The sequence below is a fragment of the Streptomyces sp. NPDC006739 genome (assembly GCF_042869815.1).
Classification (GTDB): domain Bacteria; phylum Actinomycetota; class Actinomycetes; order Streptomycetales; family Streptomycetaceae; genus Streptomyces.
Window position 1 is genome coordinate 55,289 of sequence record NZ_JBIAGM010000008.1, and the last position, 24,978, is coordinate 80,266.

24 protein-coding genes and 1 pseudogene are annotated in these 24,978 nt (G+C 70.9%); 20 read left to right on the plus strand and 5 right to left on the minus strand.

What is annotated here, in order from left to right; all coding sequences use genetic code 11:
• The first annotated feature begins 280 nt into the window (after positions 1 to 280).
• From ACFYMM_RS17960 to ACFYMM_RS18025, 14 genes are all read left to right on the plus strand, one after another.
• Positions 281 to 406, plus strand: a complete 126-nt coding sequence (locus tag ACFYMM_RS17960; RefSeq protein ID WP_388387443.1) for a hypothetical protein — start codon at positions 281 to 283, stop codon at positions 404 to 406.
• A 60-nt stretch (positions 407 to 466) separates the two neighbouring features.
• Positions 467 to 1,519 carry a hypothetical protein gene (locus ACFYMM_RS17965; RefSeq protein WP_388387445.1) on the plus strand — a complete coding sequence of 351 codons (1,053 nt, stop codon included), beginning with the start codon at positions 467 to 469 and terminating at the stop codon, positions 1,517 to 1,519.
• A gap of 22 nt (positions 1,520 to 1,541) precedes the next feature.
• Positions 1,542 to 2,783 (plus strand): galactosyltransferase-related protein, encoded by a 1,242-nt coding sequence (locus ACFYMM_RS17970; protein ID WP_388387447.1) that lies wholly within the window; start codon positions 1,542 to 1,544, stop codon positions 2,781 to 2,783.
• Positions 2,764 to 3,435 carry an SIS domain-containing protein gene (locus ACFYMM_RS17975; RefSeq protein WP_388387449.1) on the plus strand — a complete coding sequence of 224 codons (672 nt, stop codon included), beginning with the start codon at positions 2,764 to 2,766 and terminating at the stop codon, positions 3,433 to 3,435. The genes ACFYMM_RS17970 and ACFYMM_RS17975 overlap by 20 nt, the downstream gene beginning before the upstream one ends.
• Positions 3,428 to 4,189 carry an HAD family hydrolase gene (locus ACFYMM_RS17980; RefSeq protein ID WP_388387451.1) on the plus strand — a complete coding sequence of 254 codons (762 nt, stop codon included), beginning with the start codon at positions 3,428 to 3,430 and terminating at the stop codon, positions 4,187 to 4,189. The genes ACFYMM_RS17975 and ACFYMM_RS17980 overlap by 8 nt, the downstream gene beginning before the upstream one ends.
• Positions 4,186 to 5,019, plus strand: coding sequence for a phosphotransferase enzyme family protein (locus ACFYMM_RS17985; RefSeq protein ID WP_388387453.1), 834 nt, complete (start codon positions 4,186 to 4,188; stop codon positions 5,017 to 5,019). The genes ACFYMM_RS17980 and ACFYMM_RS17985 overlap by 4 nt, the downstream gene beginning before the upstream one ends.
• Before the next feature lie 20 nt (positions 5,020 to 5,039).
• Positions 5,040 to 5,711, plus strand: coding sequence for a D-glycero-alpha-D-manno-heptose-1,7-bisphosphate 7-phosphatase (locus tag ACFYMM_RS17990; protein WP_388387455.1), 672 nt, complete (start codon positions 5,040 to 5,042; stop codon positions 5,709 to 5,711).
• Positions 5,708 to 6,673: an NAD-dependent epimerase/dehydratase family protein gene (locus tag ACFYMM_RS17995; RefSeq protein ID WP_388387457.1), complete on the plus strand. Its 966-nt coding sequence runs from the start codon at positions 5,708 to 5,710 to the stop codon at positions 6,671 to 6,673. The genes ACFYMM_RS17990 and ACFYMM_RS17995 overlap by 4 nt, the downstream gene beginning before the upstream one ends.
• On the plus strand, positions 6,670 to 7,599 hold the full coding sequence (locus ACFYMM_RS18000; protein WP_388387459.1) for a sugar phosphate nucleotidyltransferase: 930 nt from the start codon (positions 6,670 to 6,672) through the stop codon (positions 7,597 to 7,599). The genes ACFYMM_RS17995 and ACFYMM_RS18000 overlap by 4 nt, the downstream gene beginning before the upstream one ends.
• A complete protein-coding gene (locus tag ACFYMM_RS18005; RefSeq protein ID WP_388387461.1) occupies positions 7,596 to 8,798 on the plus strand; it encodes a glycosyltransferase family 4 protein in 1,203 nt (400 codons plus the stop codon). The genes ACFYMM_RS18000 and ACFYMM_RS18005 overlap by 4 nt, the downstream gene beginning before the upstream one ends.
• Positions 8,795 to 9,535 (plus strand): hypothetical protein, encoded by a 741-nt coding sequence (locus ACFYMM_RS18010; protein WP_388387463.1) that lies wholly within the window; start codon positions 8,795 to 8,797, stop codon positions 9,533 to 9,535. Before ACFYMM_RS18005 ends, ACFYMM_RS18010 begins: the two co-directional genes overlap by 4 nt.
• 13 nt (positions 9,536 to 9,548) lie before the next feature.
• Complete coding sequence (locus tag ACFYMM_RS18015) at positions 9,549 to 10,550, plus strand: hypothetical protein (RefSeq protein ID WP_388387465.1); 1,002 nt, start codon at positions 9,549 to 9,551, stop codon at positions 10,548 to 10,550.
• A gap of 27 nt (positions 10,551 to 10,577) precedes the next feature.
• Positions 10,578 to 11,471, plus strand: a complete 894-nt coding sequence (locus ACFYMM_RS18020) for a hypothetical protein (protein ID WP_388387467.1) — start codon at positions 10,578 to 10,580, stop codon at positions 11,469 to 11,471.
• A 64-nt stretch (positions 11,472 to 11,535) separates the two neighbouring features.
• Positions 11,536 to 11,907: a hypothetical protein gene (locus tag ACFYMM_RS18025; protein ID WP_388387470.1), complete on the plus strand. Its 372-nt coding sequence runs from the start codon at positions 11,536 to 11,538 to the stop codon at positions 11,905 to 11,907.
• Here the strand turns inward: ACFYMM_RS18025 and ACFYMM_RS18030 are convergent.
• The gene (locus ACFYMM_RS18030) at positions 11,879 to 12,940 is read right to left on the minus strand and encodes a LuxR C-terminal-related transcriptional regulator (RefSeq protein WP_388387472.1); all 1,062 of its coding nucleotides are present in this window, start codon (positions 12,938 to 12,940) and stop codon (positions 11,879 to 11,881) included. The two genes, ACFYMM_RS18025 and ACFYMM_RS18030, sit on opposite strands and share 29 nt — an antisense overlap.
• Before the next feature lie 272 nt (positions 12,941 to 13,212).
• Between ACFYMM_RS18030 and ACFYMM_RS18035 the strand changes: the two genes are divergently transcribed.
• The 5 genes and pseudogenes from ACFYMM_RS18035 (at position 13,213) to ACFYMM_RS18055 (ending at position 17,133) form a co-directional block, all read left to right on the plus strand.
• A complete protein-coding gene (locus ACFYMM_RS18035; protein ID WP_388387474.1) occupies positions 13,213 to 14,097 on the plus strand; it encodes an FkbM family methyltransferase in 885 nt (294 codons plus the stop codon).
• Positions 14,098 to 14,190: 93 nt separating this feature from the next.
• Positions 14,191 to 14,846, plus strand: a pseudogene (locus ACFYMM_RS18040) (winged helix-turn-helix domain-containing protein); the annotation flags it as partial.
• Positions 14,847 to 15,044: 198 nt separating this feature from the next.
• The gene (locus ACFYMM_RS18045) at positions 15,045 to 15,365 is read left to right on the plus strand and encodes a hypothetical protein (RefSeq protein WP_388387477.1); all 321 of its coding nucleotides are present in this window, start codon (positions 15,045 to 15,047) and stop codon (positions 15,363 to 15,365) included.
• Positions 15,328 to 15,786, plus strand: coding sequence for a leucine-rich repeat domain-containing protein (locus ACFYMM_RS18050; protein ID WP_388387479.1), 459 nt, complete (start codon positions 15,328 to 15,330; stop codon positions 15,784 to 15,786). Before ACFYMM_RS18045 ends, ACFYMM_RS18050 begins: the two co-directional genes overlap by 38 nt.
• Positions 15,787 to 16,029: 243 nt before the next feature.
• Positions 16,030 to 17,133, plus strand: a complete 1,104-nt coding sequence (locus tag ACFYMM_RS18055) for a class I SAM-dependent methyltransferase (RefSeq protein WP_388387481.1) — start codon at positions 16,030 to 16,032, stop codon at positions 17,131 to 17,133.
• A gap of 585 nt (positions 17,134 to 17,718) precedes the next feature.
• On the opposite strand, the gene ACFYMM_RS18060 is transcribed toward ACFYMM_RS18055, so the two are convergent.
• The 4 genes from ACFYMM_RS18060 to xylB form a co-directional block, all read right to left on the minus strand.
• A complete protein-coding gene (locus tag ACFYMM_RS18060) occupies positions 17,719 to 19,242 on the minus strand; it encodes an aldehyde dehydrogenase family protein (RefSeq protein WP_388387483.1) in 1,524 nt (507 codons plus the stop codon).
• Between the two features lie 110 nt (positions 19,243 to 19,352).
• Positions 19,353 to 20,624, minus strand: coding sequence for a GAF domain-containing protein (locus ACFYMM_RS18065; RefSeq protein ID WP_388387485.1), 1,272 nt, complete (start codon positions 20,622 to 20,624; stop codon positions 19,353 to 19,355).
• 157 nt (positions 20,625 to 20,781) lie between these two features.
• Entirely contained in the window at positions 20,782 to 21,990 is a 1,209-nt protein-coding gene (locus tag ACFYMM_RS18070) for an ROK family protein (protein ID WP_388387487.1), read from the minus strand.
• A 162-nt stretch (positions 21,991 to 22,152) separates the two neighbouring features.
• A complete protein-coding gene (gene xylB, locus ACFYMM_RS18075) occupies positions 22,153 to 23,598 on the minus strand; it encodes a xylulokinase (RefSeq protein ID WP_388387489.1) in 1,446 nt (481 codons plus the stop codon).
• Positions 23,599 to 23,754: 156 nt separating this feature from the next.
• Between xylB and xylA the strand changes: the two genes are divergently transcribed.
• A complete protein-coding gene (gene xylA, locus ACFYMM_RS18080) occupies positions 23,755 to 24,921 on the plus strand; it encodes a xylose isomerase (RefSeq protein ID WP_388387491.1) in 1,167 nt (388 codons plus the stop codon).
• Positions 24,922 to 24,978 lie beyond the last annotated feature (57 nt).

The window sequence follows — 24,978 nt, forward strand, 5'->3', positions numbered from 1 at the left end:
AGGACCGAGAATGATCGGTCACCGCCCCGCTGTCAAGGGCCGAAAGATCATTCAGCGCCGCATCATTGGCAGCTAGGAACACAGGCGCGTAGTTGCCAGCCAGAACTGTGGCGCGAGGTACCTGTGGTGGGCATCATCGTTTCTGGGATTCGGCCCCGAGAGAATCGGGTCGCTCGCTTCGCTCTCTGTCTCCGTGTGACCGGAAAACGGCCCGCGCGGATCCGCCGCACAGCAATCCGCAATCCGCAATCCGCAAATCCACCACGAATGGAGATCCGTCATGCGCGTTTTCGCTCTGCTCCTCGCCTCGCTCGTCGTGCTCGGTGCGGCTGCCACGCACTCCGTCGGCGCACCGAACCGGTCCGTTTCGATGTCGTCCGAGGACGACACCTGGGGCTGGGGCTGATTGCGCCCTCCCTCGGCTCCGTCAAACCGTCAGTTCCAGCGACTGCCAGAAGGAAATGAAATGAAGCCGTTTCTGTATCACGTCCACGGAATGGGGCCGTTCGACTTCTCCTCTCTCACGCCGGATGACCTGATTCCGCTCAATCGGCTCGCGGAGGAACGCGGTCAGGAGATTCTGCCCACGGTGTTTCTGCGCCGTGGAATGCTTTCCGGTCTCGTCGACGTGCTCAAGCACTACGACGTGCTGCACAACGCCGGGGAATTGCCGAGCATCGCTGGATTCGCGGTCGAAGGGCCGCTGCTCGGTCCCGAGGGCGGAGTTCCGCAGGCCGGGAAATGGCTGCCCAGCGAGGAGGAGTGGCGGACGCTGGCCGGTCTCGGTGACCTCGGACTTCGCTACCTGGTCCTCGCTCCCGACGCCATGGAACTCGACGACCGAGTCGGCTCCGGCCTCACCTTCGCCGGACTGCTGGAGCTCTTCTACGACCACAACTGCCGCGCCGCTTTCGGGCACTTCCACCACGACGCCCCCGCGCGCAGCGCCCGGCGCACCCGGGACGTAGTCGCCCATCTGCACAGGGTGTACGAGTCCTCGCCGTATCTCGTCCTGACCGATCACCTCTACAACGACATGCCGCGCAACTTCACGCACTGCTGGCGCACCGCCGAGGAGCGCGCGCGTCGCACCGAGGAAATCACCCCCTTCCTCGCCCATGACTGGGAGACGTCCGACCTGGACGAACTGCTCGGCCCGGTGCCTGCCGCACTGCTGGACCTGACGCGGGCGGGAAAGCTCACCCCGTGCCTGAACTTCGACGGTCTGCACGTTGACCTGGACGTGTGCCGACGCACCGTCGAACTCGTCGGTGCCGGCCGGCTCGCCGCGCTCACCGACCACATCGAGGTCGGCTCGATGGCGGGCGAGAGCCTGCGCGTGGACGAGGTGGGTCTGTGGCGGCGCAAGGACGGCGTGGTCGCCGCCGGCACCACCGACTACGACCGCCAGCGGCTCAACATGCTCGCCGCCGGCCTGACCGAGGACGACGTCCGGGCCGTCTTCGCCACCGTCCCCCGCGCCGCCATCGCCTTCCGGCCGCGCCGGACGGGCGCCTGAGGAACACGGCGGGAGGAACGGGATGGAGAGCCGGAGCAGCCGCAGCTGGCCGCGGACGCTCGCACACCGCGCGATCACCCAGTCGGTGATCGCCACCGACCCGGACGCCTGGGTCAACGAGAGCTCCTGGCGCAAGGCGGCACCGGTCGCTTCCGAAGTGCGCCGTACCGTCGTGGAACTGCTGTCGGGGACCCCCGAGGCGGAGAGTCTGCTGGGACGTGCGGCGGTCTCGGCCGGTGCCTTCCGCGCCACGGCCGAGCGGTTGAGCCTGCGGCTGCCGGACTGCGGTGAGCTGTCGACGCGTCTGCTCGGCCAGGTGCGACAGGCGGAGGCACTGGGGCACGGCCGGATGTGGCTGGGGGAGCGCTACGCACCCCGGGCTGCGGAGGTGTCCGCCGCCGACCTGTCGCCCCGGCGTCCCGCCGGACCGGCACCGGGCGGTGGCACGGACGCCGAGCTGGCCGTGATCGTCCCGGTCGGCGCCGGCTCGCGCGCCGAGGGCCGCCAGCGGAACTTCGTCGCGGCCCTGCTCGCCGCCCACCGGCAGACGCTGGAGCGCGGCCGCTACCGGATAGTCGTGGTGGAACAGGGCCCCGAGCCGCGCTGCGCGAAACTCCTCCGGCCGCTCGCCGACGACTACGTGTTCGCCCCGAACCGCGGCCCGTTCAACAAGAGCTGGGCCCTGAACATAGGAGCGGTCCGCACCCCCGGGCAGCCCTACCTGTGTCTCCTCGACGGGGACAGCCTGCTCGAACCCCACCACCTGGAGCTGTTCCTGAGCAGGCTGCGGACGGGAGACTCCGCGTTCCTGCCGTTCCGGGAGGTGGTGTTCCTCGACCGGCCCTCCGGGGACACCGCGGTGGCCACCCTGATGCCCGGCGCCGAAACCGGCGGCCTCGACTGGAGCGAGCTGCGTGGCTTCTCCCTCCTGGAGGTCAAGGGTTTCTGCCTGTGTGTCAGCCGCTCCCGCTTCCTGGCGTGCGGCGGCTACGACGAGCGCTACCGGGGGTGGGGCGACGAGGACAACGAGTTCCACCGCCGCCTGGTGGAGACCGGCCCGGTCACCCGGCTCCCCGGCCGGCTGGTCCATCTGTGGCACGAACGGCCCCAGATGACGGGCCAGGACCAGCGCCGCCCGAACGCCCACCTGATCGGCACGCCACGACCGGCACCGCCCGTGCGCATCGGTGACATCGACAAGTACCGGCCAGAGCCAGACGTATCTGCTGAGGGAGAAGAACTCCATGCACAACACGGCCAGTGACCTGCCACAGGCTCCTGCGGCCACCCCGACCACCCAGGTCGCCCTGCGCTATCTGAACGAGCTCAAGGAGCAGGCAGAGCTGGCGGACCCCCTGAAGATCGCCGCGTTCGCCGACGCCGTCATGGAGGCCCTGGTGACCGGCGGCCGGATCCATCTCGCGGGCAACGGCGGAAGCGCCAGTACAGCCGCGCACATGGCGTGCGACTGGCAGGCCGCCTGCGCCCGCGCCGGCCTGACCGGAACCAGTGTCGTCAACCTCGCGGACGGACCGGCCACCCTCACGGCGCTCGCCAACGACATCGCGTACCAGGAGGTCTTCGCCCGTCAGCTCGAACTGGCTGCCCGCCCCGGCGACCTACTGGTGCTGCTCAGCGTCGGGGGCAACTCGCCCAACCTGGTTCGGGCCGCGGAAACAGCCCGCGGCATCGGCGTCCCGGTGGCCGCACTGCTCTCGGGGCACGGTGTCCTCGGTCACCTCTGCGACCTCCGAGTGGACCTCGGCGACGGGGACTACGGGCTGGCCGAGGACCTGCACCTCGCCGTGAACCACGTGGTCGTACGCGCCCTGTGCGGCGGCCTGCCCCGGCGCGTCATGTCGAACCGCTCGATGCACGGCGACGGTTCGGTGCTGCAGGCGGTCGGACATGGCTGAGCAGGCGCCCCCGGTCGCCGGGCTGTCCCTGGACGCCGGAGGTGTGCTGCTCGCCCCCGACCACCACAAGGTCGCCGTCCTCCTCGCACCGTTCGGCATCCGGGCCGGAGCCCACGAGGTGGACCGCGCCTTCCACAGCGGTGACGACGACGCCGGATTCCACCCCGGCGAGGGGCAGCCGGTCGTGGAGGCGTTCGCCCACCGGCTGGCGCTGCGCCTCGGAGCGAGCGAGGCGCAGGCCGAGGACGTCCGGGCCGGGCTCTACCGGGTCCTGGAGGAGGACTGGCTGCCGCGCACTCCCGATGTCACCGTCCCCGCGCTCGCGCGGCTCTCCTCCCGCATACCGGTCGTGATCACCACCAACAGCGACGGCCGGGCGGCACATCGGCTGCACCGGTACGGTATCGCCCACACCGGTGACGGCCGGGGCGCCAGGGTGCGGGCCGTGGTCGACTCCGGCGTGGTGGGATCGGCCAAACCGGAGCCCGAGATCTTCCACCAGGCGGCGCTTGCCCTCGGCGTCCCCCCGGAACGCATGCTGCACGTCGGCGACAGCACCCGGTCCGACGTACGTGCCGCACGCGCCGCGGGCTGCCCGGCGGCGCACTTCGATCCGTACCGGCGCTGCCCGGCGAGCGACCACGCCCACGTCAGAACGCTCGACGAGGTGGAGGAGATGCTTGTTCCCCTGAACCGGCGGGCATCAGTCCGCCCACCAACGCCACAACAGCACTACGCAGAAGGAACACGATGACTGCCGTCAATGGATCGCACGATGGCCGCAATGACGACGAGCCGCAGGAGGAGCAGGAACTGGCCGGCGGTGGCACCGCCCGGGTCTTCCGGGTCGGCCAGACCGTGCGCAAGCCGCTCAGGCCGTGGAGCCCGGCCGTGCACCGGGTGCTGGACCACGTCCGCAAGCAGGGGTTCGAGGACGCGCCGGCCGTGCACGGAACCGACGAGCAGGGCCGCGTGATCCTGACGTACCTGGAGGGAGCGGTCGGCAACTACCCGCTCACCGACGAGGTGCGCAGCGCGCGGGCGCTCGTCACCTCCGCCCGGCTGCTGCGCCGCTACCACGACGCGACGGTCGACCTCGCCCAGGACCCCGGTGACCACTGGCAGTTCGGCCCGGTGGAACCGGTCGAGGTGATCTGCCACGGCGACTTCGCCCCGTACAACTGCGTCTTCGACGGCGAGACGGCCACGGGCATCATCGATTTCGACGCCGCGCGCCCCGGCCCCCGCGCCTGGGACCTCGCCTACGCCCTCTACCGCTACGCCCCACTGGCCCACCCCGACAACCACGACGGCTGGGGCACGACGGAACAACAGGCGCACCGAGCCCGCGCCTTCCTCGACGCCTACGGCTGCACGCGCGAGGAGCGCGCCACGGTGATGGACACCGCGGCGCCCCGGCTGCAGGCACTCGCCGACTTCCTCCAAGAGCAGGCGGCGGCGGGCGACGAGCTTTTCCAGCGGCACATCGAGGAGGGCCATCTCGCCCTGTACGTCAGGGACATCGACTACATCCGCGACCGCGCCGAGGACTGGTCGCGCCTCGTCGTCGGGCCGCCCCGATGAGGGCGGCAGCCTGCCGGACGGTGATCGGGCCCGGTCCGCTCGTCGCGACCGGGACCGCCCACCCGAAGTGGCCCGCGCGCGGACTGTTGCTGTGCGACCGGGACGGCACGATCATCCGCAACCGCGACACCTATGTGCTGAGCACGGGCGACGTCGAGTTCCTGCCGGGCGCCGTCTCGGCCCTGCGCCGTGCGCACGAGTCGGGGCTGGTCGTGGTGCTCGTCTCCAACCAGTCGCCCGTGGGGCGAGGCATGCTCGACCCCGAGGAATGCCTGCGGATCAACCGCTACGTCACGGACGCCCTGGCGGCAGAGGGGGCGCCCGTCGCGGCCGGCTATCTGTGCCCCCACGCCCCCACCGACGACTGCGCCTGCCGCAAGCCCCGTCCCGGACTGGCACTGGCCGCCTTGCGGCGGTTCGGGCTGCCACCGCACCGTGCCCTGCTGGTGGGTGACAGTGCGGAGGACATGGGGGCCGCGGTCGCGGCACAGGTCGGCGGTGTGCTCGTGCGCACCGGCCGCGGCGCACGCCATGAACCGGCCGTCCGGGCCGATGCGGCCCTGACCGGCGTGCGGGTCGTCGACGACCTCGCGGCCGCGGTCGACCTCGTCGCCGGTGGCGGCGAACATCCAGCATCCCCGCACTCCGCGCCGCTGTCGCCGGAGACCGACTCGGAGGTGTCAGCCCAGTGAAGGTCATCGTCACCGGAGGGGCCGGATTCATCGGATCCCACGTCGTCGACGCGCTGTGCCGAGCCCGGTGCGACGTGCTCGTCATCGACGACTTCTCCACCGGAAGGAGGGAGAACCTCGCACCGGCCGTCGCCGGGCACCCGGAGCTGCGGGTGGTCGAGGCGGACATCCGCAGCCCGGAAGCCGCGGCCGTCGTCGAGGAGTTCGCCCCCGAGGTCCTGGTCCACTTCGCCGCGCAGATGAGCGTCAAGGTGTCCATGCGCGATCCCCGACTCGACGCCTCGGTGAATGTGCTGGGTCTGCTCAACCTGCTGGAGGCGGCCCGCCGCTCCGGCTGCCGCAAGGTCGTCTTCGCCTCCAGCGGAGGCACGGTCTACGGCGCCCCCGGGCCGGACGCGGCGCCGCGCGACGAGACGGATCCCCGGGTCCCGCAGTCCTTCTACGGCCTCACCAAGTCGGTGTCGGTGGACTATCTGCGGCTCTACCGCGAGCAGTACGGCACCGAGTACGCGGCACTCGCCCTCGGCAACGTCTACGGACCGAGGCAGGACCCGTACGGAGAGGCCGGCGTCGTCGCCATCTTCGCCGGGCGCATGCTGGGCGGCCTGCCGTGCGTGGTCAACGGCGACGGGCTGACCACCCGTGACTTCGTGCACGTGGACGACGTGGTCCGGGCCGTGACCGCCGCGCTGCGCACCGGGCACGGACTGATCAACATCGGTACCGGCACACCCACCTCCGTGCTCGACGTCCACGCTGCCGTGGCCCTGGCCGTCGGCAGCGACGACCGGCCGGAGTTCGGCCCGGCCCTGACCGGCGAGGTCCGCCACGTCTCGCTGCGCGTCGACCGCGCCGGGCGCGAGCTGGGATGGCGGGCCCGCGTCGGCCTGGACGAGGGAGTGGCGACCGTCGTCGACTGGATGCGTGACGCGCGGTCACGCGGCCTCGGAGCGGTGGCATGAGGACAGCGGGCGTCATCCTCGCGGCCGGCGCGGGCAGCCGGATGCGACCTCTGACCCACGCCCTGCCCAAGCCCCTCGTACCGGTGCTCGACCGCCCGCTGCTCCTCCACCTCGTCGACCGGATGGCCGCCGCGGGAGCACAGGAGATCTTCGTCAACCTCCACCACCACGCGGAACAGATCCAGCGGGTCCTCGACGACTACGACTGCCCCGTGCTCGTCCGCACCGAGGTGGAGCCCGAACTGACCGGCCCGGCCGGTGCGTTGACCCGGTTCGCGGACCGCCTGCGCTCCTACGACGCCGTCCTGGTCACCTCCGGCGACGTCCTCTCCGGCGACGATCTCGCCGAGGTCCGCGCCCGCCACCAGCGCAGCGACGCCGATCTCACCGTCGCGGCTGTCCGGCGCCAGGGCGCCCGGCATTTCGGCGTGCTCGACATCGGGGACGACTCGGCGCTGACCGGGGCCCGCGAGAAGCCGCCGGTACCGGACGAGGAGTGGCACTGGGTGAGCGCGGGCATCTACTGCCTCTCGGCCGCCGCGATCGACCGCATCCCGCGCGGCAGCGTGTTCGACTACGCGGCGGACCTCGTTCCGCTGCTGCTGTCCGAGTCACGCACGGTGGTCGCCGCCAGGCTGAACGGGTACTGGCGGGACATCGGAACGCCGCGGTCCCTGCGCGAGGCCAACCTGGACGCCGCCGCGGGACGCATCCCCTGGCTGGCGCCCCGCGGCACCGGCGAGGGAGTGCACATCGGCTCCGGAGCACATGTCGCGGGCACCGCCGTACTACGCGGCCCGGTGGTCATCGGCTCCGGCGCCCGGATCGGCGAGGGGACCTGGCTGGAGAACTCGGTCGTGCTGAGTGACTCCGTCATCCCCGCCGGCACCGTGCTCATCGACGCCCTGGCGGTGACGCCGGCATGAGAGTTCTCCTGCTCACGGCCAGCTTCCCGCCGATCACCGGGGGAGCGGAGACCTACGCACGGCTGCTGGCGGAGGGGCTGGTGACCCAGGGGCACGAGGTGACGGTGGTGACCGACGGCTTCCGCCTCCCCGAGACGGCCGTCGTGTCGGTGGAGAACGGAGTGCGCGTGATCCGGCTGCGCCGCTTCGCGTCCGAGGTCGACGTCCCGGGCAAACTGCCCTGGCGGCAGATGCAGTACGCCGCACTCGCGGAACTGAGCGAAGCGTTCGACCACCCCGACGACGCGGTGTTCGACGTGGTCCACGCCAACAGCCACGAGACCCTCGTCTGGGCGGCAATGATCGCGCTTCAGCAGGGCGCCGTCCTCGCGGCGTCGCTGCACGAGCAGAACCCCCAGCTGGAACCCTTCGGCGAGGGACGCTGTCTGCTCTCCTACCGGGCGTTGCCCGTCGACGTGTACTTCGCCGGCAGTGAGTTCTACGCCGAGCGGGCCACGGCCTACGGCGTTCCCGCCGAGCGGCTGTGCCTGGTCCACCACGGCGTGCCCGTCGTGGCGCCGGAGCCCGGGGCGGGCCGACGGCTCCGCGCCGAACTGGGTGTCGGTGCGGGGGAACGCCTCATCGTGTGCCCCGCCCGGGTGTACGAACGCAAGGCACAGCACGACCTGATCCGCGCCCTGCCCGCGGTCCTGGCGGCCTGCCCCTCGGCGCGCCTGCTGCTCGCCGGACGGACATCGGACCCCGGCTATGAGAAGCGGATGTGGGAGCTGGCGCGGGAGCTGGACGTCGTCGCTCCGGTCATCCGGAGGACCGACCTGCTCACCCAGGACATGCCGGCCGTCTTCGACGCCGCGGATCTGGTGGTCCAGCCGTCCCTGGAGGAGGGGCTCGGGCTCGCGGCCGTCGAGGCCATGGCCGCCGCCGTCCCTGTCGTCGCCACCGGGGTGCCCGGTCTGCGCGAGGTGGTCACCGACCGGCACGACGGCCTGGTGGTCCCGGTGTCCAGCCCTGACCGGCTGGCGGCGGCCATCGTCGAGCTGCTGTCCGACGACGCGCTCGGCCGGCGGCTCACCGCCAACGCGCTGCGCACGGTGGCCGAGCGTTTCAGCCAGGAACGGATGGTCAACGCGACGCTGGACGGCTATGCGCAGGCACGCACCGGGCGCCGCGGCGCGGTCCTCGCCCGGGGGTGCCCATGACATCCAGGCCGAGCCGGTGGCCGCCCGGCGCGCGCGTGCTGCTCAGGGAAACGATCGACGGCGCCACCTGGTGTGCGCGACCGGTCACCGTCGTCCACGACGACGGACGCCGGGTGGGACTGCGGCTGACGGCGGGCACCCAGTGGCTCGCCGCCCACGGGCCCGCCGGGCACCGCGCGCACACCTGGCAGCGGCCGTGGCACCTCGCCCCCGTCGAATGGACCGGTACGGACGCGACCTTCCTGATCGACTCCGGCCGGAGCTACGGCCTGGTGCTCTTCACGGCCCCGGGGTCCACGGAACCGGTCAAGTGGTACGTCAACTTCCAGGACCCGCTCCGGCGTCGCCCCTGGGGATTCGACACGCTCGACCGCGAACTCGACATGGAGCTGCTCCCGGGCGCCGGGCGGCCCGTCTGGAAGGACCGGGAGAAGTTCGGCGAACTCGTCCGGCGCGGGTTCGTCAGCACGGTACGGGCACGCGCGCTGATGCGGGAGGCACGTGCCGCCCGGCAGGCCGTCACCAGCCCCGAGGAGCGCGCGACCCTGCTCGGCTGGGCGGCCACCGCGTGCCCGGCGCCCGACCTGTGGCAGGTACTGACGACCCGGCCGGTGCCGGAAGACCTCCGAAGGGAACTGCGAGCTTTCCATGACCACGGCACTCGACAACACGCCACCCGGCCGTACACCCCGACCGACGCGGTCCGGGCCGCGGCGGGCGACGCCGTGCCCGCCTGAACCCACGGCGGTCATGGCGCGCGCCCCCCTGCGCGTCTCGCTGGCCGGCGGCGGCACCGACCTGCCGAGCTACGCCCGCGCCCACGGAGGTCTGGTGATCAGCCTGGCCATCGACCGTCACGTCGGAGTCTCCGTTTTCCCCCGGGAGTTCTCCGGAGGCGTACGAGCATCGTGGGAGGACACCGAACAGGTCCTCGGCGCCGAACACCTGCGAAACCCCTTCGCCCGCGAGGTATTCCGTCGCGCCGGGGCCACCGGCCCGCTCCAGGTCGCTTCCTTCTCGGACGCCCCCTCGGGCACGGGCCTCGGTGGATCGGGCGCTTTCACCGTCTCCCTGCTGCACGCCCTGCGCCATGCGAGCGCGGGCCCGGACGGCTCGGCCCGCGTCGACCGCAGGGCCCTCGCCGAGGACGCCGCCGCGGTGGAGATGACGGATCTGGGCCGCCCGGTCGGCAAGCACGACCACTACATGGCCAGTTACGGGGGTCTGCGTGCCCTGCACATCACGCGGGACCTGAACGTCCACCCCGAAGAACTGCCCCTGTCCCAGGAATGCGCCGAGTTCTTCCGTGAGCGGCTGCTGCTGTTCTACACAGGGCTGACCCGGGACGCCGGCACGGTGCTGCAGGAGCAGGCGAACCGGGCCACCTGCGGGGACGGCGGGGTCCTCGCGTCGCTGGACGCCATCCGGTCTCTCGGCACGGACATGCTGGAAGCCGTCCGGCATGGGCGTCCGGACGACGTCGGCCCGATCCTCCATGAGCACTGGACCCACAAGGCCCGGATGAGCCCCGGCATCACCACCCCCCAAATCGACAGTCTCTACCAGGTGGCCCGTGACGCGGGAGCCGAGGGCGGCAAGCTCCTGGGAGCGGGCGGGGGCGGCTTCCTGCTGGTCGCCGTCCGCCGAGGACAGGACGCCGCGGTGCGGGCGGCGATGGGGGAGCGGAACGCGAGGGAACTGTCGTTCGGGCCGGACACGACGGGCTCGCAAGCCGTCGGCCTGGCCCTGTGACACCGGATGGAGAGGGAGACGAGACCCATGAACACCTATCTGGCCGGGACGGTTCCCGACCTGCCTGCGCGGGCATCCGCGGACCAGAGCGGCCCCGTGACCGACCCGATCACCGCGCGAGTGGGGTTCACGTCGGGCAGGCGCTCGGCGCGCCCCCAGTCCGGTGCGGACGACTGCCCGTTCTGCCCCGGCGGAACAGAATGCCCGGACTCCTTCACCACCTGGGCCTTTCCCAACCGGTGGCCTGCGATCGGGGCCGGTCGCTGTGAGGTGATGGTGCACAGCCCCGAACACACACTGGACTTCGCCGGTATGACGCGGCCCCAGATCCGCGCCGTGGTGGACATGTGGGGCGAGCGGAGCCGGCTCATGGCGGCTCGCCCCGATGTGCGATGCGCCCTGGTCTTCGAGAACCGGGGAGCGGAGGCCGGGGCCACGGTCGCGCATCCGCACAGCCAGCTCTTCGGACTTCCTCTGGTCCCCGAGTTGCTCGGGGCCGAACGGACGGTCTCACGCGACACCTGCGCCGTCTGCGCGCCGGGACCCGAACGGCTGCTCGTCCGTGCCGACGCGCACTGGATCACCCGCGTCCCGCAGGCGCCGCCCGCTCCGTACTCGCTTCGTCTGTCGCCGACGCGTCACGTGGCGAGCATCGACGAACTGACCGACGCCGAGCGGGACGGACTCGCCGACGCGCTCGGCGGTGCCGTACGCGGACTCGACGCGGTGTTCGCGCGCCCGATGCCCTATCAGCTCTGGCTGCACCAGACCGGCGAGGCCGGAGGGCACATCACGGTGACCTTGGCCGGATTGTTGCGTTCCGCGAACAGGCTCCGGATACCGGGTGCGGCAGAGCTGGCCACCGGTCTGGCGTTCACTCCGGTCGACCCCGTCGCAGCGGCGGACGCGCTGCGCAACTGACCCACATCCGCCCGCTGCTGGGTGGTGAGCCCGTCGAGGGGCCTGTTCGGAGGAGGGCAAACTCATGTATCCCGTGCGCGGCGAACTGGTCCGCGCAGTCGCTCCCGGAATGCGGTTCGACCCGGGTCCGGATCCGCATCCGGATCTGCATCCGGACCCGGTCGCCTGCGGCCTGATGGATCCCCCGCGGGAGGCGCACAGCGTGGTGATCGAGCGGGTGCGCTGCCAGGGCGACCTGACCGGCATGGGCCTGATCGCCTTCGTCTCCGCGGCCTCGGCCGAAGACGCGGTCGCCGGAGTGAGGAAACGGCTGCTGGACCTCACCAGCGCGCCGTCCGGCCCGCTGGCAGGGTGGCTGCTCACCCACTGTGCGCTGGGCCTGCAGCTCGCCGACCGGCCGGACGACGTCAACCCGAGAGGTGCGGTGAACCAGTGATCCAGCCCATGGACACGGCTTTGGCCCCGGCCTGGAACCTGGACTTCACGCCCATCCGCTGCATCAGGCCCGACATCATGCGCCGCACGGTCCGCAGGGAGACGCCGAGCTGCCGGGCGGCGAACTCGTCGGCATGGCCGTCGGCGAGCAGCCGGAGCAACTCGCGCTCCTGCTCGCTCGGTGCGTCGTCGCCGTCCCGGACCTCGCTGCTCTTGCCGACCGGGGCCGCTCCCGTCCACACCTGCTCGAAGAGAGCGGTGCACACATCGACGATCCCGGGGTGCCGGACGAGCAGGGCGCCCTGCCGGGCGTCGTCCGCTCGGACGGGGAGGACCGCGGTCGCCTTGTCGGCGACGATCAGGCGCATGGGGAGAGCCGGCACGGTGCGGACCTCGGCACCCCCGCTCACCAGCCACTCCACGTACTCCATGGTGGGCCGGCTGTTGCGGATGCTCTCCAGGCAGACGGTTCGCATCTGCACTCCGCGGGCCAGCGTCACACGGTCCAGCGCCCGGCTGCTCTCCAGCACGTCGGCGGGCTGTGGGCCGCCGGGCGCGAAGGACAGCACGTCGGTCCGGGTGTCCTCGGCCAGCACGGCGAGCCGCTGCCTTGTGGCGTCCAGGCCCAGGATGTGCTCCACCAGAGGGAGAGGTTCCGGGTGCCCTGCCGTCAGATAGGCCGACGCCAGCTCCAGCACCTGCTCGCGGGCCTGGCGGATCCCCTGCCAGCGCTGTGCGACCTCCGCCTCCTGCATGGCGAGCAGTGCGCCCAGGCTCATCTCCGGATTGATCGGCACCCGGCGCTGGGAATGAGGCTGGTCGGGCGCGAGCAGAGCCTTGTCGGCCAGCTGGTCCAACGCGAGCCCGACGTCCTCCTCGCTCAGCTTCGACTCGACGGCGATGTCCCGAATGCCCCAATGCGGATTCTTCAGAAGTAAGCGGTAAACGTCCTGGCACGCGTCGTTCAGCCCGACGTATGTCAATGCCGAGACGCGCGGAGGCTCGGCAGGGCGGCTGGCTCCAGTCGACGGCATGGTGACCCCTATGGCTATACGCACGCGCCCTTCGCGGCGACGCGAGGCTGACCTTGACTGCGCGTCGTCGAAGCGCTTCGACACCGAACGGTCCTCGACTGTCGCATGATCACGACAGGTCAGTCAAGGATTCCGACTGTCGACGGCGGTCATTGGAAAGCAATCTCGCCACCACGGCGCATAGCTCGGTCGGGTCAAGTGAAGTGCTAAGACAGCGAACACTGGTTCGCTGTCGAGGCCGGGTGAGCGGCACGCAAGGAAGGTGTACCTCGGTGGCCACAGAACCCACTCCATCGTTCAAGGAAAGCCGACGGGCGGGGGTGATTTCTCGTGTTGCGCGAATGCTCCCGGATTCGGTACTGAGCCATGTCTACGGATTTCCGTCAATTCAACGCCTCGTCAAACGGCAGCTAGCTCACGATGGAATCCCGACTCGATGCGAACTCCCGGTTGTCAGCGGCGCCCTTGCGGGTGTCTACCTGGACCTGCGGCTACCGCAGGACGCCCCCATATGGCTTGGCGTCTATGAACGGTGGGTGCAAAAATCGCTGTTGAAAGCGATTCTCCCGGGGGGCGTGGTGTGGGACGTAGGGGCATTCGCCGGAAATCACACCCTGCTGATGGCCTCTGCTGTCGGCTCCAATGGACGCGTCTATGCCTTTGAGCCAGACACGGACAACCGCGCCAGGCTCGCGACCACGATCCATCGCAACAGCCTGGGAGGCAACATCACTGTCCTGCCGTACGCCGTACTCGGACGCTCGGGACCTGCAGACATCGACGCGTCAGACCCGCGGCCTGCCTGTCGCAGGGTTGTACCGATGGCCGGTGGGCCGGTGCCGGCATATTCACTGGATTCCCTTGCCGGAATGTTCGGGCCACCCGACCTCGTCAAGATAGATGTCGAAGGCGCCGAGTACGACCTCCTGAAAAGCGGGGGGAAGAACCTCCTCTCGTCTGTGAAGCCAAAACTTCTGATCGAGTGTGACCGGGAAAGTCAGGTATCGATAACTGCACTGTTGCGTGACAATGGATACCGTGTAACCGCGCGGCCGCGTGGATCTGATTACCGTGACCGGCGAGATGGGCTCACTGGTCCGCGCCATCTCATTGCCTCGGTCGCCGAAGGGGATGCGGTGACTGCCTCCCTCGGGTGAGTGTTGATCAGAAACTCAGGAGGGTCTCGTCCAGAACATATTGATCCGAAACGGCAGGTGTTCTGGTTCGTTGATGCCCGCGCGAGTGAACTGGTGGGGGAGGCACGGCAGTTGTCGCCGTCGGCGCAGGAGGCCCTTCGGCCGCGGGCGGTGGACGCGTTGGCGGCGGGCTGGACCCGCGAGGATGTCGCGGCGGTGTTCCAGGTCTCGCTCAATGCCGTGGACAACCGGTGGGCGAACTGGCCGGCCGTGGGCGTGAGGCGCTCGTGGCTCAGCCGCGTGGGCGCCGGGTCGGTGAGCGTTGGGTGCTCGATGGGGTCGAGCAGCAGGCGGTCCGGCAGGCCGTGCTGGATCACCGGTCCTGTGATCTGACGCTGGCGGGGCGGCTGTGGACGCGTGCTGGTGGGGGGTGGGGGGGACCTGATCGCGAAGCTGTACCGGGTGCGGCTGACCGAGCAGGGCGTGGGCAAACACCTGCGCCGCTGGGGTCTGTCGTTCCAGCGCCCGGACAAGCGGGCCGTCGAGCAGAACCAGGAGGCGGTGCGTGTCCGCCGCGAGGAGACGCGGCCGGCGATCCGGGCGAAGGTGAAGGCCGAGGGCGGCGAGGTCGCCGCCCGGGCAAACGGTTCTCGGTGAACGCGATGTCCGCGATCAGCACCAAGGGTCGCATGCACTTCATGGTCTTCACCGACACCTTCGACGCCGACGTCATGTGCCGCTTCCTGGACCGGCTCGCATGTCACTTTGAGCTCGTAACGTGATCATGCGACCCATTCGCAGTAGTCGTGTCGCGGTGGAGCGTCAACAGCAGAGCCGGACCCTTGACCGATCTGTCGTGATCATGCAAGAGTCGGGGACCGTCCGGTGTCGAAGCGCTTCGACACCCCTAAGCAAGGTCAGCCTCGTGTCGCCGCGAAGGGCGCGTGCGTATAGCCATAGGGGTCACCATGCCGTCGACTGGAGCCAGCCGCCCTGCCGAGCCTCCGCGCGTCTCGGCATTGACATGCGTCGGGCTGAACGACGCGTGCGTGGAGCGGATGCGCCGCCGCGTGGAGCGCTTCTCCACCGGCTCCTGGAAGGTGTTCCATCCCGCGGTCATCAAGGAGGCCCGGGCCGTCCTTGGGCACATCGAGGCGAACGACGGCCGCATCGACGTGAGGGACGAGCGGCTCCGGCTGCGCCCCTGCGGCAGTTCCTACGACGACCATCCCCTTTGGAAGGAGCTGGCCGATGAGGCCCACGGCTGGTCCCGGACCCTCACCTACTGAGACCGCAGCGCCCCCGGCCGGCGCGGTCAGCGTGCTGGATCTGTCGGGGCGAGACCTGAGCGAAGTCCCGGCGTCCGTACGCGGCCACACCTCGCTGCGCCGGCTGGACCTGTCGGACAACCGGCTGCCGCAACTGCCGGCCTGGTTGGGCCGGTTGACCGAGCTGACCTGCCTGGATGTCAGCGGCAACGAACTGACCACACTCCCGGCCGAGTTGGCGGACCTGCGGAAGCTGACCCGGCTCAGCGCGGACCGCAACCAGCTGTCGGCCCTGCCCAACCGACTGGGCCGGCTCACCGCCCTGACCTGGCTGAGCCTGACGGACAACCCCCTGCCCGGCCCGCCCGCCCGGGCGGCCGGCCTGCCGCAGCTGCGCTGGGGGGAGTTCCGCCGGCCGCACTGGACACCAGTCCTGGCCTGACGCCGCCGCCGGGGCACGGGACAACTCCCGCACCGGACCATCCCGTGCCCCCGCGAGCCGGCACGCCCCAACTTCGGAGCCCGAGCCGCCCCGGGCCGGCGAGCCGGCGCCTTGCCGAGTCCATCTCCGGGATGAGAAGACGAGGTCACGTAGAGAGTTCGCCATACGGTGCGCCTCAAAATGGCGTGAATTTCTTGGATATGGATCGGTCCAGATTCGGAAACAGTGGGGAGTAGATGCACAATGCCAAAGAACGGACTGTTCACCTCCATGGTGGCTCTGTCCGCCCAGCCGGACCGGATGTGCGTCAAGGCAGGTAAGGCCAACAAGGTGGGTGCCGCCCACCGGCAGGAAGGATTTCCACTCTCCCTGGACATGCTGCTCATCCTGGAGATCATGCTCCATGAGAGTGATCTCGCAGCGGCGGAAGCCGAGTTCACCGCGATGAGGAAAGCCCCGCTGGCGGCCGACGCGCAAGCCGCTGTGGATGAGCTCAGCTACAGTGGGGACACCTGCTCGGTATTCGCTCAGCATGGATCTTTGATCGTGCGGGATGACCGGAAGATGGCCCAGGTAGCGGACCTGACCGCACAGAGCTGTTCAACCCGGCAGGTGCTGCGGGCGCTGGGAATGCAGCGAAATCTGAGCCACGATCCAGAAACCCCGAACTTTCGCGAACTCTTCACGGAACTGCAGGAACGAGGCTTCCTGGTACCGCCAATTGGTGGGATCGACTGGGGCCAACTGCGCAGGCTGATACCGATCTGCCCGGCTTTCGGAATGTCTCGGGGCACCCCAATTGACCGTTACTACCTGGACCAGTTCATCGCCGAAATCCGCGATTCCGTTCAGGGAGATGTTGTGGAGATTGGAGGACTGGACAGCAACAAGGACGCCTACGGTTTCACCCGTGCTTCCGAATACCGCGGTCTGGATATCAGAGCGGCCCCCGGAGTCGCTCTGGTCGGTGACGTAGCGGATCTGGGAATCATCCCGGCGGGCTCTCTTGACACCATCCTCGCCTTCAACGTTCTGGAGCACACTGCGCGCCCGTGGCAGGTGGTCGACAACATGTGGCAATGGCTGCGACCGGGCGGTACAGCGTGCTGCATGGTCCCCAGCGCCCAACGACTGCACAGCGCGCCCGAGGACTACTGGCGGCCACTCCCAACAGCGTTGCGGGAGATGTTCAGTGCCTGGTCCGAACAAACCGTGCACCAGTACGGCAATCCGCTGAGTGTCATCGCGTCGCTCATGGGCATCGCAGCCGAGGAACTCGACGCCCTGGAACTGAGCACATACCACCCGGACTATCCGGTGGCCACTTGCATTGTCGCAAGGAAGTGAGTACGGGGCGGGTTGGCATCCTGCCGAGTCCCGGCCTTCGCCGGGGACGCCGGCTGAGCGTCGCTGTCGCGTGTTGCTCGGTCACTGCTTTTCGGGGCCTGCGAAGCGGGATGTTCCCGGCTGATCAGGTACAGGGTGGGCAGGCCGGTGGCCGGCGCGGCCGTCGTGGCCGTGTCGGTGCGCGGGCGTGACGGGAGCGGCAAGACAGGGGCCGGTGGGATCGGCAGGCGGCGATGCCGATGTCGGTGGGTGTGCGCGGCTGGTAGCGGGTGCCGGTGCGGATCGTTGCGTGGATGACGTTCACGCGTTGCCGGGCCAGGTGAAGGATGGCGGCCTGGGACAGGGCCCTTTGCGGAGCGGATTGCCGCGGTGGCGTGCGTGTTCGCCGCGGATGGAGGTCCCGGAGGACTGTGTGGCCGAGGTGAGTCCACCCGGCCCGCCCCCGGAATCTGGTCCGCGACTGGTCCGAGTGGAACTCCACTGGATGCCAGAGGGTAACGAGAAGAACCCGACTGATTGCATGGGGCAGCTATTGTGTCGGGTTGCCTGGAGCACACGATGCCCCCAGGCAACCGACTTCAGGCTCTAGAAGAACCCAAGTTTCTTCGGGCTGTAGGACACGAGCAGATTCTTCGTCTGCTGGTAGTGCTCCAGCATCATCTTGTGCGTCTCCCGGCCGATACCCGACTGCTTGTAGCCGCCGAAGGCCGCGTGCGCGGGGTAGGCGTGATAGCAGTTCGTCCAGACGCGGCCCGCCTGGATCGCCCGGCCCGCTCGGTAGGCGGTGTTGGCGTCCCTGGTCCACACGCCCGCGCCGAGACCGTACAGCGTGTCGTTGGCGATCTTGATCGCGTCGTCGAAGTCGTCGAAGGACGTCACCGAGACGACGGGGCCGAAGATCTCCTCCTGGAAGATCCGCATGCGGTTGTCGCCCTCGAAGATGGTCGGCTGGACGTAGTAGCCGCCCTTGAGTTCGCCGTCGTACTCGACGCGTTCGCCACCCGTGAGGAGCTTGGCGCCCTCCTGGCGGCCGACGTCCAGGTAGGAGAGGATCTTCTCCAACTGGTCGTTGGAGGCCTGGGCGCCGATCATGGTGTCCGTGTCGAGCGGGTGGCCCGGCTTGATCAGACGGGTGCGGGCCACGGCCGCCTCGAGGAACTCGGCGTAGTGGCCGCGCTGGACCAGTGCGCGGGAGGGGCAGGTGCACACCTCGCCCTGGTTGAGCGCGAACATCGTGAAGCCTTCGAGCGCCTTGTCGCGGAAGTCGTCGTCCTGTGCCCAGACGTCGTCGAAGAAGATGTTCGGGGACTTGCCGCCCAGTTCCAGCGTGACCGGCTTGATGTTCTCCGAGGCGTACTGCATGATCAGCCGCCCGGTCGTCGTCTCCCCGGTGAACGCCACCTTCGCCACCCGCGGGCTGGACGCCAGCGGTTTGCCCGCCTCCACACCGAAGCCGTTGACGATGTTGACGACGCCCGGCGGGAGCAGGTCCGCGATCAGGCTCATCCAGTAGTGGATGGAGGCCGGCGTCTGCTCGGCGGGCTTGATGACCACGGCGTTGCCGGCGGCGAGCGCGGGCGCCAGCTTCCAGGTCGCCATCAGGATCGGGAAGTTCCAGGGGATGATCTGCGCCACGACCCCGAGCGGCTCGTGGAAGTGGTACGCCACCGTGTCCTCGTCGACCTCGCCCAGCGAACCCTCCTGCGCGCGGATCGCTCCCGCGAAGTACCGGAAGTGGTCGATCGCGAGCGGGATGTCGGCCGCCAGCGTCTCGCGCACCGGCTTGCCGTTCTCCCAGCTCTCGGCCACCGCCAGCGGTTCGAGGTAGGCCTCCATCCGGTCGGCGATCTTCAGCAGGATGTCGGAGCGTTCCGTCACCGACGTACGGCCCCAGGCGGGAGCGGCCGCGTGCGCCGCGTCCAGCGCCCGCTCGACGTCCTCCGCGGTGCCGCGCGCGACCTCGGTGAACGGCTGCCCGTTCACCGGTGACGGGTTCTCGAAGTACTGTCCGCGGGCCGGCGGCACGTACTCCCCGCCGATGAAGTGGTCGTAACGCGCCTGGTAGGAGACGATCGCGCCCTCGGAGCCGGGCGCCGTGTAACGGGTCATGATGGTCTGCCTCCCGGTGAAGCGCTGCCCGCCGCTGGGCAGCTTCCGGCGCGAGGCTAGGCCGTCGTACGTTGCAGGTAGGTTGCGCGACCGCAGGCCTGGCCGTGCTGTCAGCGCGGTGTCCGGGGAGCCGGCGGCGCCGCCAGTTCCGTTTCCAGTGCCGTGAGCCGCGCCCGGATCGCCGCGGTGGGCCGCACAGCCGCGAGCGCCCGCCACGCCTCCACGTCCTCCTCGCCCCACGGCGCGTGCGCCCAGTCGGCGAGCAGATCGGGATCACGGCGGGCGATCAGCGCCGTCCGCAGGCCGTCGGTGAGCCGGTGCCTGATCCGCACCACCGCCGGGGCCTGCGAGTTGGGCAGCAGCGGGCCGGTGTACGCCCCCGCCGCCGCCGAGACCGCGCCCGCCGCCAGCCGCCGCTCCACCACCGTGGCATCGCACTCGACCGGCACGGTCAGCCGGTACGGCCGCGAGGTGAGCAGCCCCGGACCCAGCAACCGGCGCAGCCGCGCGAGTTCGGCGCGCAAGGTCACCGGTGTCACCGACTCGTCCGCGTACAGCGCGCACAACAGCTCGTCGCCGGTCAGCCCCTCGGGGTGGCGGGCCAGCAGCACCAGCAGTTCGCTGTGCCGGCGGCTGAGCCTGAACGGACGCCCGTCCAGGCGCAGTTCGGCCTCGTCGCGCCCCAGCGCGCTCAGCGTCGCCGTCTCCTCGCCGGTGCGCGGCGGGGCGAGCAGCGCGAGCTGCGACTCGGCGGCCCGCGCCACCGCCTGCACGAAGCCCAGGCTGTGCGGATGGGCCAGCCCGTCCCCGCCGGTGATGTCGACGGCACCGAGCACCCGGCCGGTGTGCGGATCGTGCACCGGCGCGGCCGCGCACGTCCAGGGCTGGACCTGCCGTATGAAGTGTTCGGCGGCGAACACCTGCACCGGCCGGTCCACGGCGACCGCCGTACCCGGGGCGTTGGTGCCGACCGCCGTCTCCGCCCAGCGTGCTCCGGGGACGAAGTTCATCCGGTCCGCCCTGCGGCGGGTCGCCGGATGCCCCTCGACCCACAGCAGCCTGCCGTGCGCGTCGCACACCGCGAGCAGATGCTCGCCGTCGGCGGCGAAGGTGCCCATCAGTTCCCGGAACAGTGGCATAACCCGGGACAGTGGATGCTCGGCGCGGTGGGCCCCGAGGTCGCCGTCGGTCAGTTCCACGCTCGCGCCGCCGTCCGGTCCGACTCCGGCCCGCGCGCTGCGCCGCCACGACTCGGCCACCACGGACCGCACCGGCCGAGGCACCGTGCCGGCCGTCGTGAACGTCTCGTGTGCCCGGCGCAGAACCCGGACGCGTTCGACAGGGTCGGCCCCCGGCTCCAGGGCCACCCATGGATCGGTCAACTCGTCCTCCCGGGACGGCGATGCGGCTGGGGACATCGTCACTCGGGGTGTTCGCGCGGACAACCGTTTCGACTGGGGCCCGGCCGAAATTGACCGGTTGCCGGTTGCCGGTTGCCGGTTGCCGGTTGTCGGGTGGCGTGGACGACGGATCGCGGCCTCAGGCCCTTTCCGCCACCGCCGCCGGATCGTCGAGGACGGCCCGGGCGACGGAGTGGGCGGCTCCCAGCAGCGGCCCCTCGGAACCCAGCCGGGACACCGACACCGGGCAGGCCGGTCCCGTGGTCCGATCGGCCAGCTCGGCCTCCAGCGACGGCAGGAGCCACGGCGAGAGCCCGGCCAGCGCGCCGCCCAGGACGACCGCCTCCGGGTCGAGCAGGTTGACCGCCCCGGTCAGGGCGATGCCGAGGGCCGTACCGGCGTCCCGCAGGGCCCGCCGCACCCGCTCGTCGCCGGCGCCGGCCCGCTCCGCGAGCAGGCCGACCAGGTCCTCGCGCGGTTCGAGACCGGCCGCGCGCAGAACCGCTTCCTCACCCGCGTACTGCTCCAGGCAGCCGCGCCCGCCGCAGGCACAGGGCGGTCCGTCGGGCCGTACGGGCACATGGCCCAGTTCGCCGGCGAAGCCCCGTGTGCCGCGCAGCAGCCGGCCGTCCACCACGACCGCCGCGCCGATGCCGATCTCGGCCGACACGTGCAGGAAGTCGCGCGGGGTGCCCGCGCCCAGCCACAGCTCGGCCAGCGCGCCGAAGTTGGCCTCGTTGTCCACGCTCAGCGGAGGGCCCGCGGGCAGCAGGGCACCGAGGTCGGTGTCATGCCAGTCGAGGTTCGGGGCGTGGACGACCGTACGTCCGTCGCGCGCCACCAGGCCCGGCACGGCGAGGGCGAGTCCGGCGGGCCACAACCCCTCCCGCTCCGCCTCGGCGACCACCTGGCGCACCAGCGCCGTCAGCTCCGCCACCACCGGCTCCGGCGCCCGGCCCCGGTTCGCGCCGTACCGCACCGCACGCGCGCGTACCTCGCCGCGCAGGTCGACCGCGCACACCCTGAGGTGGTCGACACCGACCTCCGCTCCTATCCCGGCCGGGCCGCGCCCGCTCACGGCGAGCGCCGACCCCGGCCGGCCCACCCGGCCGGGCCGTTCGGGGCCCAGCTCCTCCAAGAGCCCCCAGCGGACCAGCTCGTCCACGAGCGTGGACACCGCGGCCCGCGTCAGACCGATGCGCGAGGCGACCGCGGCCCGTGAGAGCGGTCCCTCGGCGCCGACCGCGTGCATCACCCGGGCGAGGTTGCGGCGGCGCATGCCCTGCTGGGTGTCCGGCAGGGCGCGACCGGCTCCGGGCGGTCGGGCCTCGTGCAGCGGTGCGGTCATGCCTCCGTCAATCCTCGTCCTTGGCCGCGCAGGTGTCCCCGAGCGGTGCATGGTCGCCGGGCGTGCCCGTCGGTGTCCCTCCGGGGCCGGTGAGCCCCTCCGACGGCGGCCGCCCGGTGAGTGCTCGGCCGCCCGATGGGCGTCCCGGCGGTCGCCGGGCGGTCAGGGGGTGTCCGTCCCCCGCTCCAGGAGCGGGGCCGCGTCGGAGAGTACCCCGGCGATCCGGGCCAGCGTCGCCTCGTCCCGCTCCACCGCCTCCAGCACCGGCCCGGCGGCCGTTTTCCAGCGACGGGCCACCGCCCCGGGATCCTCCCCGGTCAGCAGCCCGGCCGCCTGCGCGGCGGCACCCAGGGCGACCAGTTCCCTCGCCTCGGGCACCTGGACCGGCCGCCCCGACAGCCGCCGTACGGTCTGCTGCCAGGCCGTGCCCCGGGCGCCGCCGCCGATCAGCAGCAGCGGGGTACTGCGGTCCGCGTCCTCGTCCAGGACCAGGTCGAGCGCTCCCAGCAGCGAGTGGACCGCGCCGTCGTAGGCGGCTTGGAGCAGCTGGCCGGCGGTCGTGTCGTGACGCAGGCCGTGCAGCAGCCCGGAGGCGTTCGGCAGGTTCGGGGTGCGCTCGCCGTCCAGGTACGGCAGCAGGGTGACCGCGGTGCCGGGCTCGACGGCTTCCCGGTCCAGGCCCAGCAGGGCCGCGACGCGGTCCACGGCGAGGGTGCAGTTCAGGGTGCAGGCCAGCGGCAGCCAGTCGCCGTGCGCGTCGGCGAAGCCCGCAACCGTGCCGGTCGGGTCGGCGGGACGGTGCCTGGACACCGCGTAGACGGTGCCCGAGGTGCCCAGGCTCAGCACCGGGGTGCCCGGTCGCAGCCCGAGGCCCAGCGCGGCCGCCGCGTTGTCGCCGGTCCCGGGAGCGACCAGGGTGCCCTTGGAGAACGGCAGGTCGTGGTGTTCGCGCACGGTGCCGGCCACCTCACCGGGGCGCACCACCCGGGGCAGCAGGGCCGGGTCGAGTCCGACGTGGGCGAGGGTCTCCGGGTCGTACGCCTCGGTCCCGGACGCCCACCAGCCGGTGCCGGAGGCGTCGCCTCGGTCGGTCGTGCCCTGGCCGGTGAGGCGCTCGGTGAGGTAGTCGTGCGGGAGCCGTACCGCGTGGGTGGCACGGACCGCCTCCGGCTCGTGCTCGGCCAGCCAGGCCCACTTCGTGACCGTGAACGACGCCCCGGGCACACTCCCGGTCCGCTCCGCCCAGGCCTTCGGGCCGCCCAGCTCCTCGACCAGGCGGCGGGCCTGGGGCGCGGAGCGGACGTCGTTCCACAGCAGGGCCGGACGCACCGGCTCACCCTGCGCGTCCAGAGTGACCAGGCCGTGCTGCTGGCCGCCGATCGACACCGCGGCCGCCTCGTGCGCCGCGTCACCGCACTGCCGCAGTGCCTCGCACAGGGCGTCCCACCACTGACGCGGGTCGCTCTCCCGGCCCGCACCGGAGGTGACGGTGTGCGGCGCCTGGCCGCTCGCCACGACCTGCCCGGTGGCCGCGTCGACGACCAGCGCCTTCGTGGACTGCGTGGACGTGTCCACGCCGACGACGAGCGGACCCTCGGCTGCTGACATCGGGCTCTCCCTCTTCCGCGGCCGCGCGGCCTGTGCTGGGGGCTGTCAAAGACACCTTGCCGTCAAAGACATCTTGTCTCTTCCCAGAGGTGCGCTCGCATACTAATTTGTAAACGGCCATGACGAAATAGTCGTAAGCAAGCGAGGAGCCGCGGCATGAGCTACCAGCCCACCCCCGATGACAGGTTCACCTTCGGCCTGTGGACCGTCGGCTGGCAGGGAAGGGATCCGTTCGGCGACGCCACCCGCCGCGCCCTCGACCCGGTCGAGACGGTGCAGCGCCTGGCCGAACTGGGTGCCCACGGAGTGACCTTCCACGACGACGACCTGATCCCCTTCGGCTCCTCCGAAGCCGAGCGCGAGTCGCACATCAAGCGCTTCCGCCAGGCACTCGACGCAACCGGCATGGCCGTCCCGATGGCCACCACGAACCTCTTCACGCACCCCGTCTTCAAGGACGGCGCGTTCACCGCCAACGACCGTGAGGTGCGCCGCTACGCGCTGCGCAAGACGATCCGCAACATCGACCTGGCGGTGGAGCTGGGCGCGAAGACGTACGTGGCCTGGGGAGGCCGCGAGGGCGCCGAGTCCGGCGCCGCGAAGGACGTCCGCGTGGCCCTCGACCGCATGAAGGAGGCCTTCGACCTCCTCGGCGAGTACGTCACCTCACAGGACTACGACCTGCGCTTCGCCATCGAGCCCAAGCCGAACGAGCCGCGCGGTGACATCCTGCTGCCCACCGTCGGCCACGCCCTGGCGTTCATCGAGCGCCTGGAGCGGCCCGAGCTGTACGGCGTGAACCCGGAGGTGGGCCACGAGCAGATGGCCGGCCTCAACTTCCCGCACGGCATCGCGCAGGCCCTGTGGGCCGGCAAGCTCTTCCACATCGACCTCAACGGCCAGTCCGGCATCAAGTACGACCAGGACCTCCGCTTCGGCGCCGGGGACCTGCGGGCCGCCTTCTGGCTGGTCGACCTCCTGGAGAGCGCAGGTTACGACGGCCCCCGCCACTTCGACTTCAAGCCGCCGCGGACCGAGGACCTCGACGGTGTCTGGGCGTCGGCGGCCGGCTGCATGCGTAACTACCTCATCCTGAAGGAGCGGGCGGCCGCCTTCCGGGCCGACCCGGAGGTCCAGGAGGCGCTGCGTGCCTCGCGCCTCGACCAGCTGGCCGAGCCGACCGCCGCGGACGGCCTCCAGGCCCTGCTCGCCGACCGGACCGCTTTCGAGGACTTCGACGTGGAAGCGACCGCCGCGCGGGGGATGGCCTTCGAGCGCCTCGACCAGCTGGCCATGGACCATCTGCTGGGGGCTCGAGGCTGAACGCACGCGCGCGTGACACACCCACGCGCGCGTGACACACCCACGCGCGCGTGACAC

Bases quoted from the DNA above. Each gene is read 5' to 3' on its own strand.
- ACFYMM_RS17960 (WP_388387443.1), top strand. From the start codon at position 281: ATGCGCGTTTTCGCTCTGCTCCTCGCCTCGCTCGTCGTGCTCGGTGCG.
- ACFYMM_RS17965 (WP_388387445.1), top strand. From the start codon at position 467: ATGAAGCCGTTTCTGTATCACGTCCACGGAATGGGGCCGTTCGACTTC.
- ACFYMM_RS17970 (WP_388387447.1), top strand. From the start codon at position 1,542: ATGGAGAGCCGGAGCAGCCGCAGCTGGCCGCGGACGCTCGCACACCGC.
- ACFYMM_RS17975 (WP_388387449.1), top strand. From the start codon at position 2,764: ATGCACAACACGGCCAGTGACCTGCCACAGGCTCCTGCGGCCACCCCG.
- ACFYMM_RS17980 (WP_388387451.1), top strand. From the start codon at position 3,428: ATGGCTGAGCAGGCGCCCCCGGTCGCCGGGCTGTCCCTGGACGCCGGA.
- ACFYMM_RS17985 (WP_388387453.1), top strand. From the start codon at position 4,186: ATGACTGCCGTCAATGGATCGCACGATGGCCGCAATGACGACGAGCCG.
- ACFYMM_RS18000 (WP_388387459.1), top strand. From the start codon at position 6,670: ATGAGGACAGCGGGCGTCATCCTCGCGGCCGGCGCGGGCAGCCGGATG.
- ACFYMM_RS18005 (WP_388387461.1), top strand. From the start codon at position 7,596: ATGAGAGTTCTCCTGCTCACGGCCAGCTTCCCGCCGATCACCGGGGGA.
- ACFYMM_RS18010 (WP_388387463.1), top strand. From the start codon at position 8,795: ATGACATCCAGGCCGAGCCGGTGGCCGCCCGGCGCGCGCGTGCTGCTC.
- ACFYMM_RS18015 (WP_388387465.1), top strand. From the start codon at position 9,549: ATGGCGCGCGCCCCCCTGCGCGTCTCGCTGGCCGGCGGCGGCACCGAC.
- ACFYMM_RS18020 (WP_388387467.1), top strand. From the start codon at position 10,578: ATGAACACCTATCTGGCCGGGACGGTTCCCGACCTGCCTGCGCGGGCA.
- ACFYMM_RS18025 (WP_388387470.1), top strand. From the start codon at position 11,536: ATGTATCCCGTGCGCGGCGAACTGGTCCGCGCAGTCGCTCCCGGAATG.
- ACFYMM_RS18030 (WP_388387472.1), bottom strand. From the start codon at position 12,940: ATGCCGTCGACTGGAGCCAGCCGCCCTGCCGAGCCTCCGCGCGTCTCG.
- ACFYMM_RS18045 (WP_388387477.1), top strand. From the start codon at position 15,045: ATGCCGTCGACTGGAGCCAGCCGCCCTGCCGAGCCTCCGCGCGTCTCG.
- ACFYMM_RS18050 (WP_388387479.1), top strand. From the start codon at position 15,328: ATGAGGCCCACGGCTGGTCCCGGACCCTCACCTACTGAGACCGCAGCG.
- ACFYMM_RS18055 (WP_388387481.1), top strand. From the start codon at position 16,030: ATGCCAAAGAACGGACTGTTCACCTCCATGGTGGCTCTGTCCGCCCAG.
- ACFYMM_RS18060 (WP_388387483.1), bottom strand. From the start codon at position 19,242: ATGACCCGTTACACGGCGCCCGGCTCCGAGGGCGCGATCGTCTCCTAC.
- ACFYMM_RS18070 (WP_388387487.1), bottom strand. From the start codon at position 21,990: ATGACCGCACCGCTGCACGAGGCCCGACCGCCCGGAGCCGGTCGCGCC.
- xylB (WP_388387489.1), bottom strand. From the start codon at position 23,598: ATGTCAGCAGCCGAGGGTCCGCTCGTCGTCGGCGTGGACACGTCCACG.
- xylA (WP_388387491.1), top strand. From the start codon at position 23,755: ATGAGCTACCAGCCCACCCCCGATGACAGGTTCACCTTCGGCCTGTGG.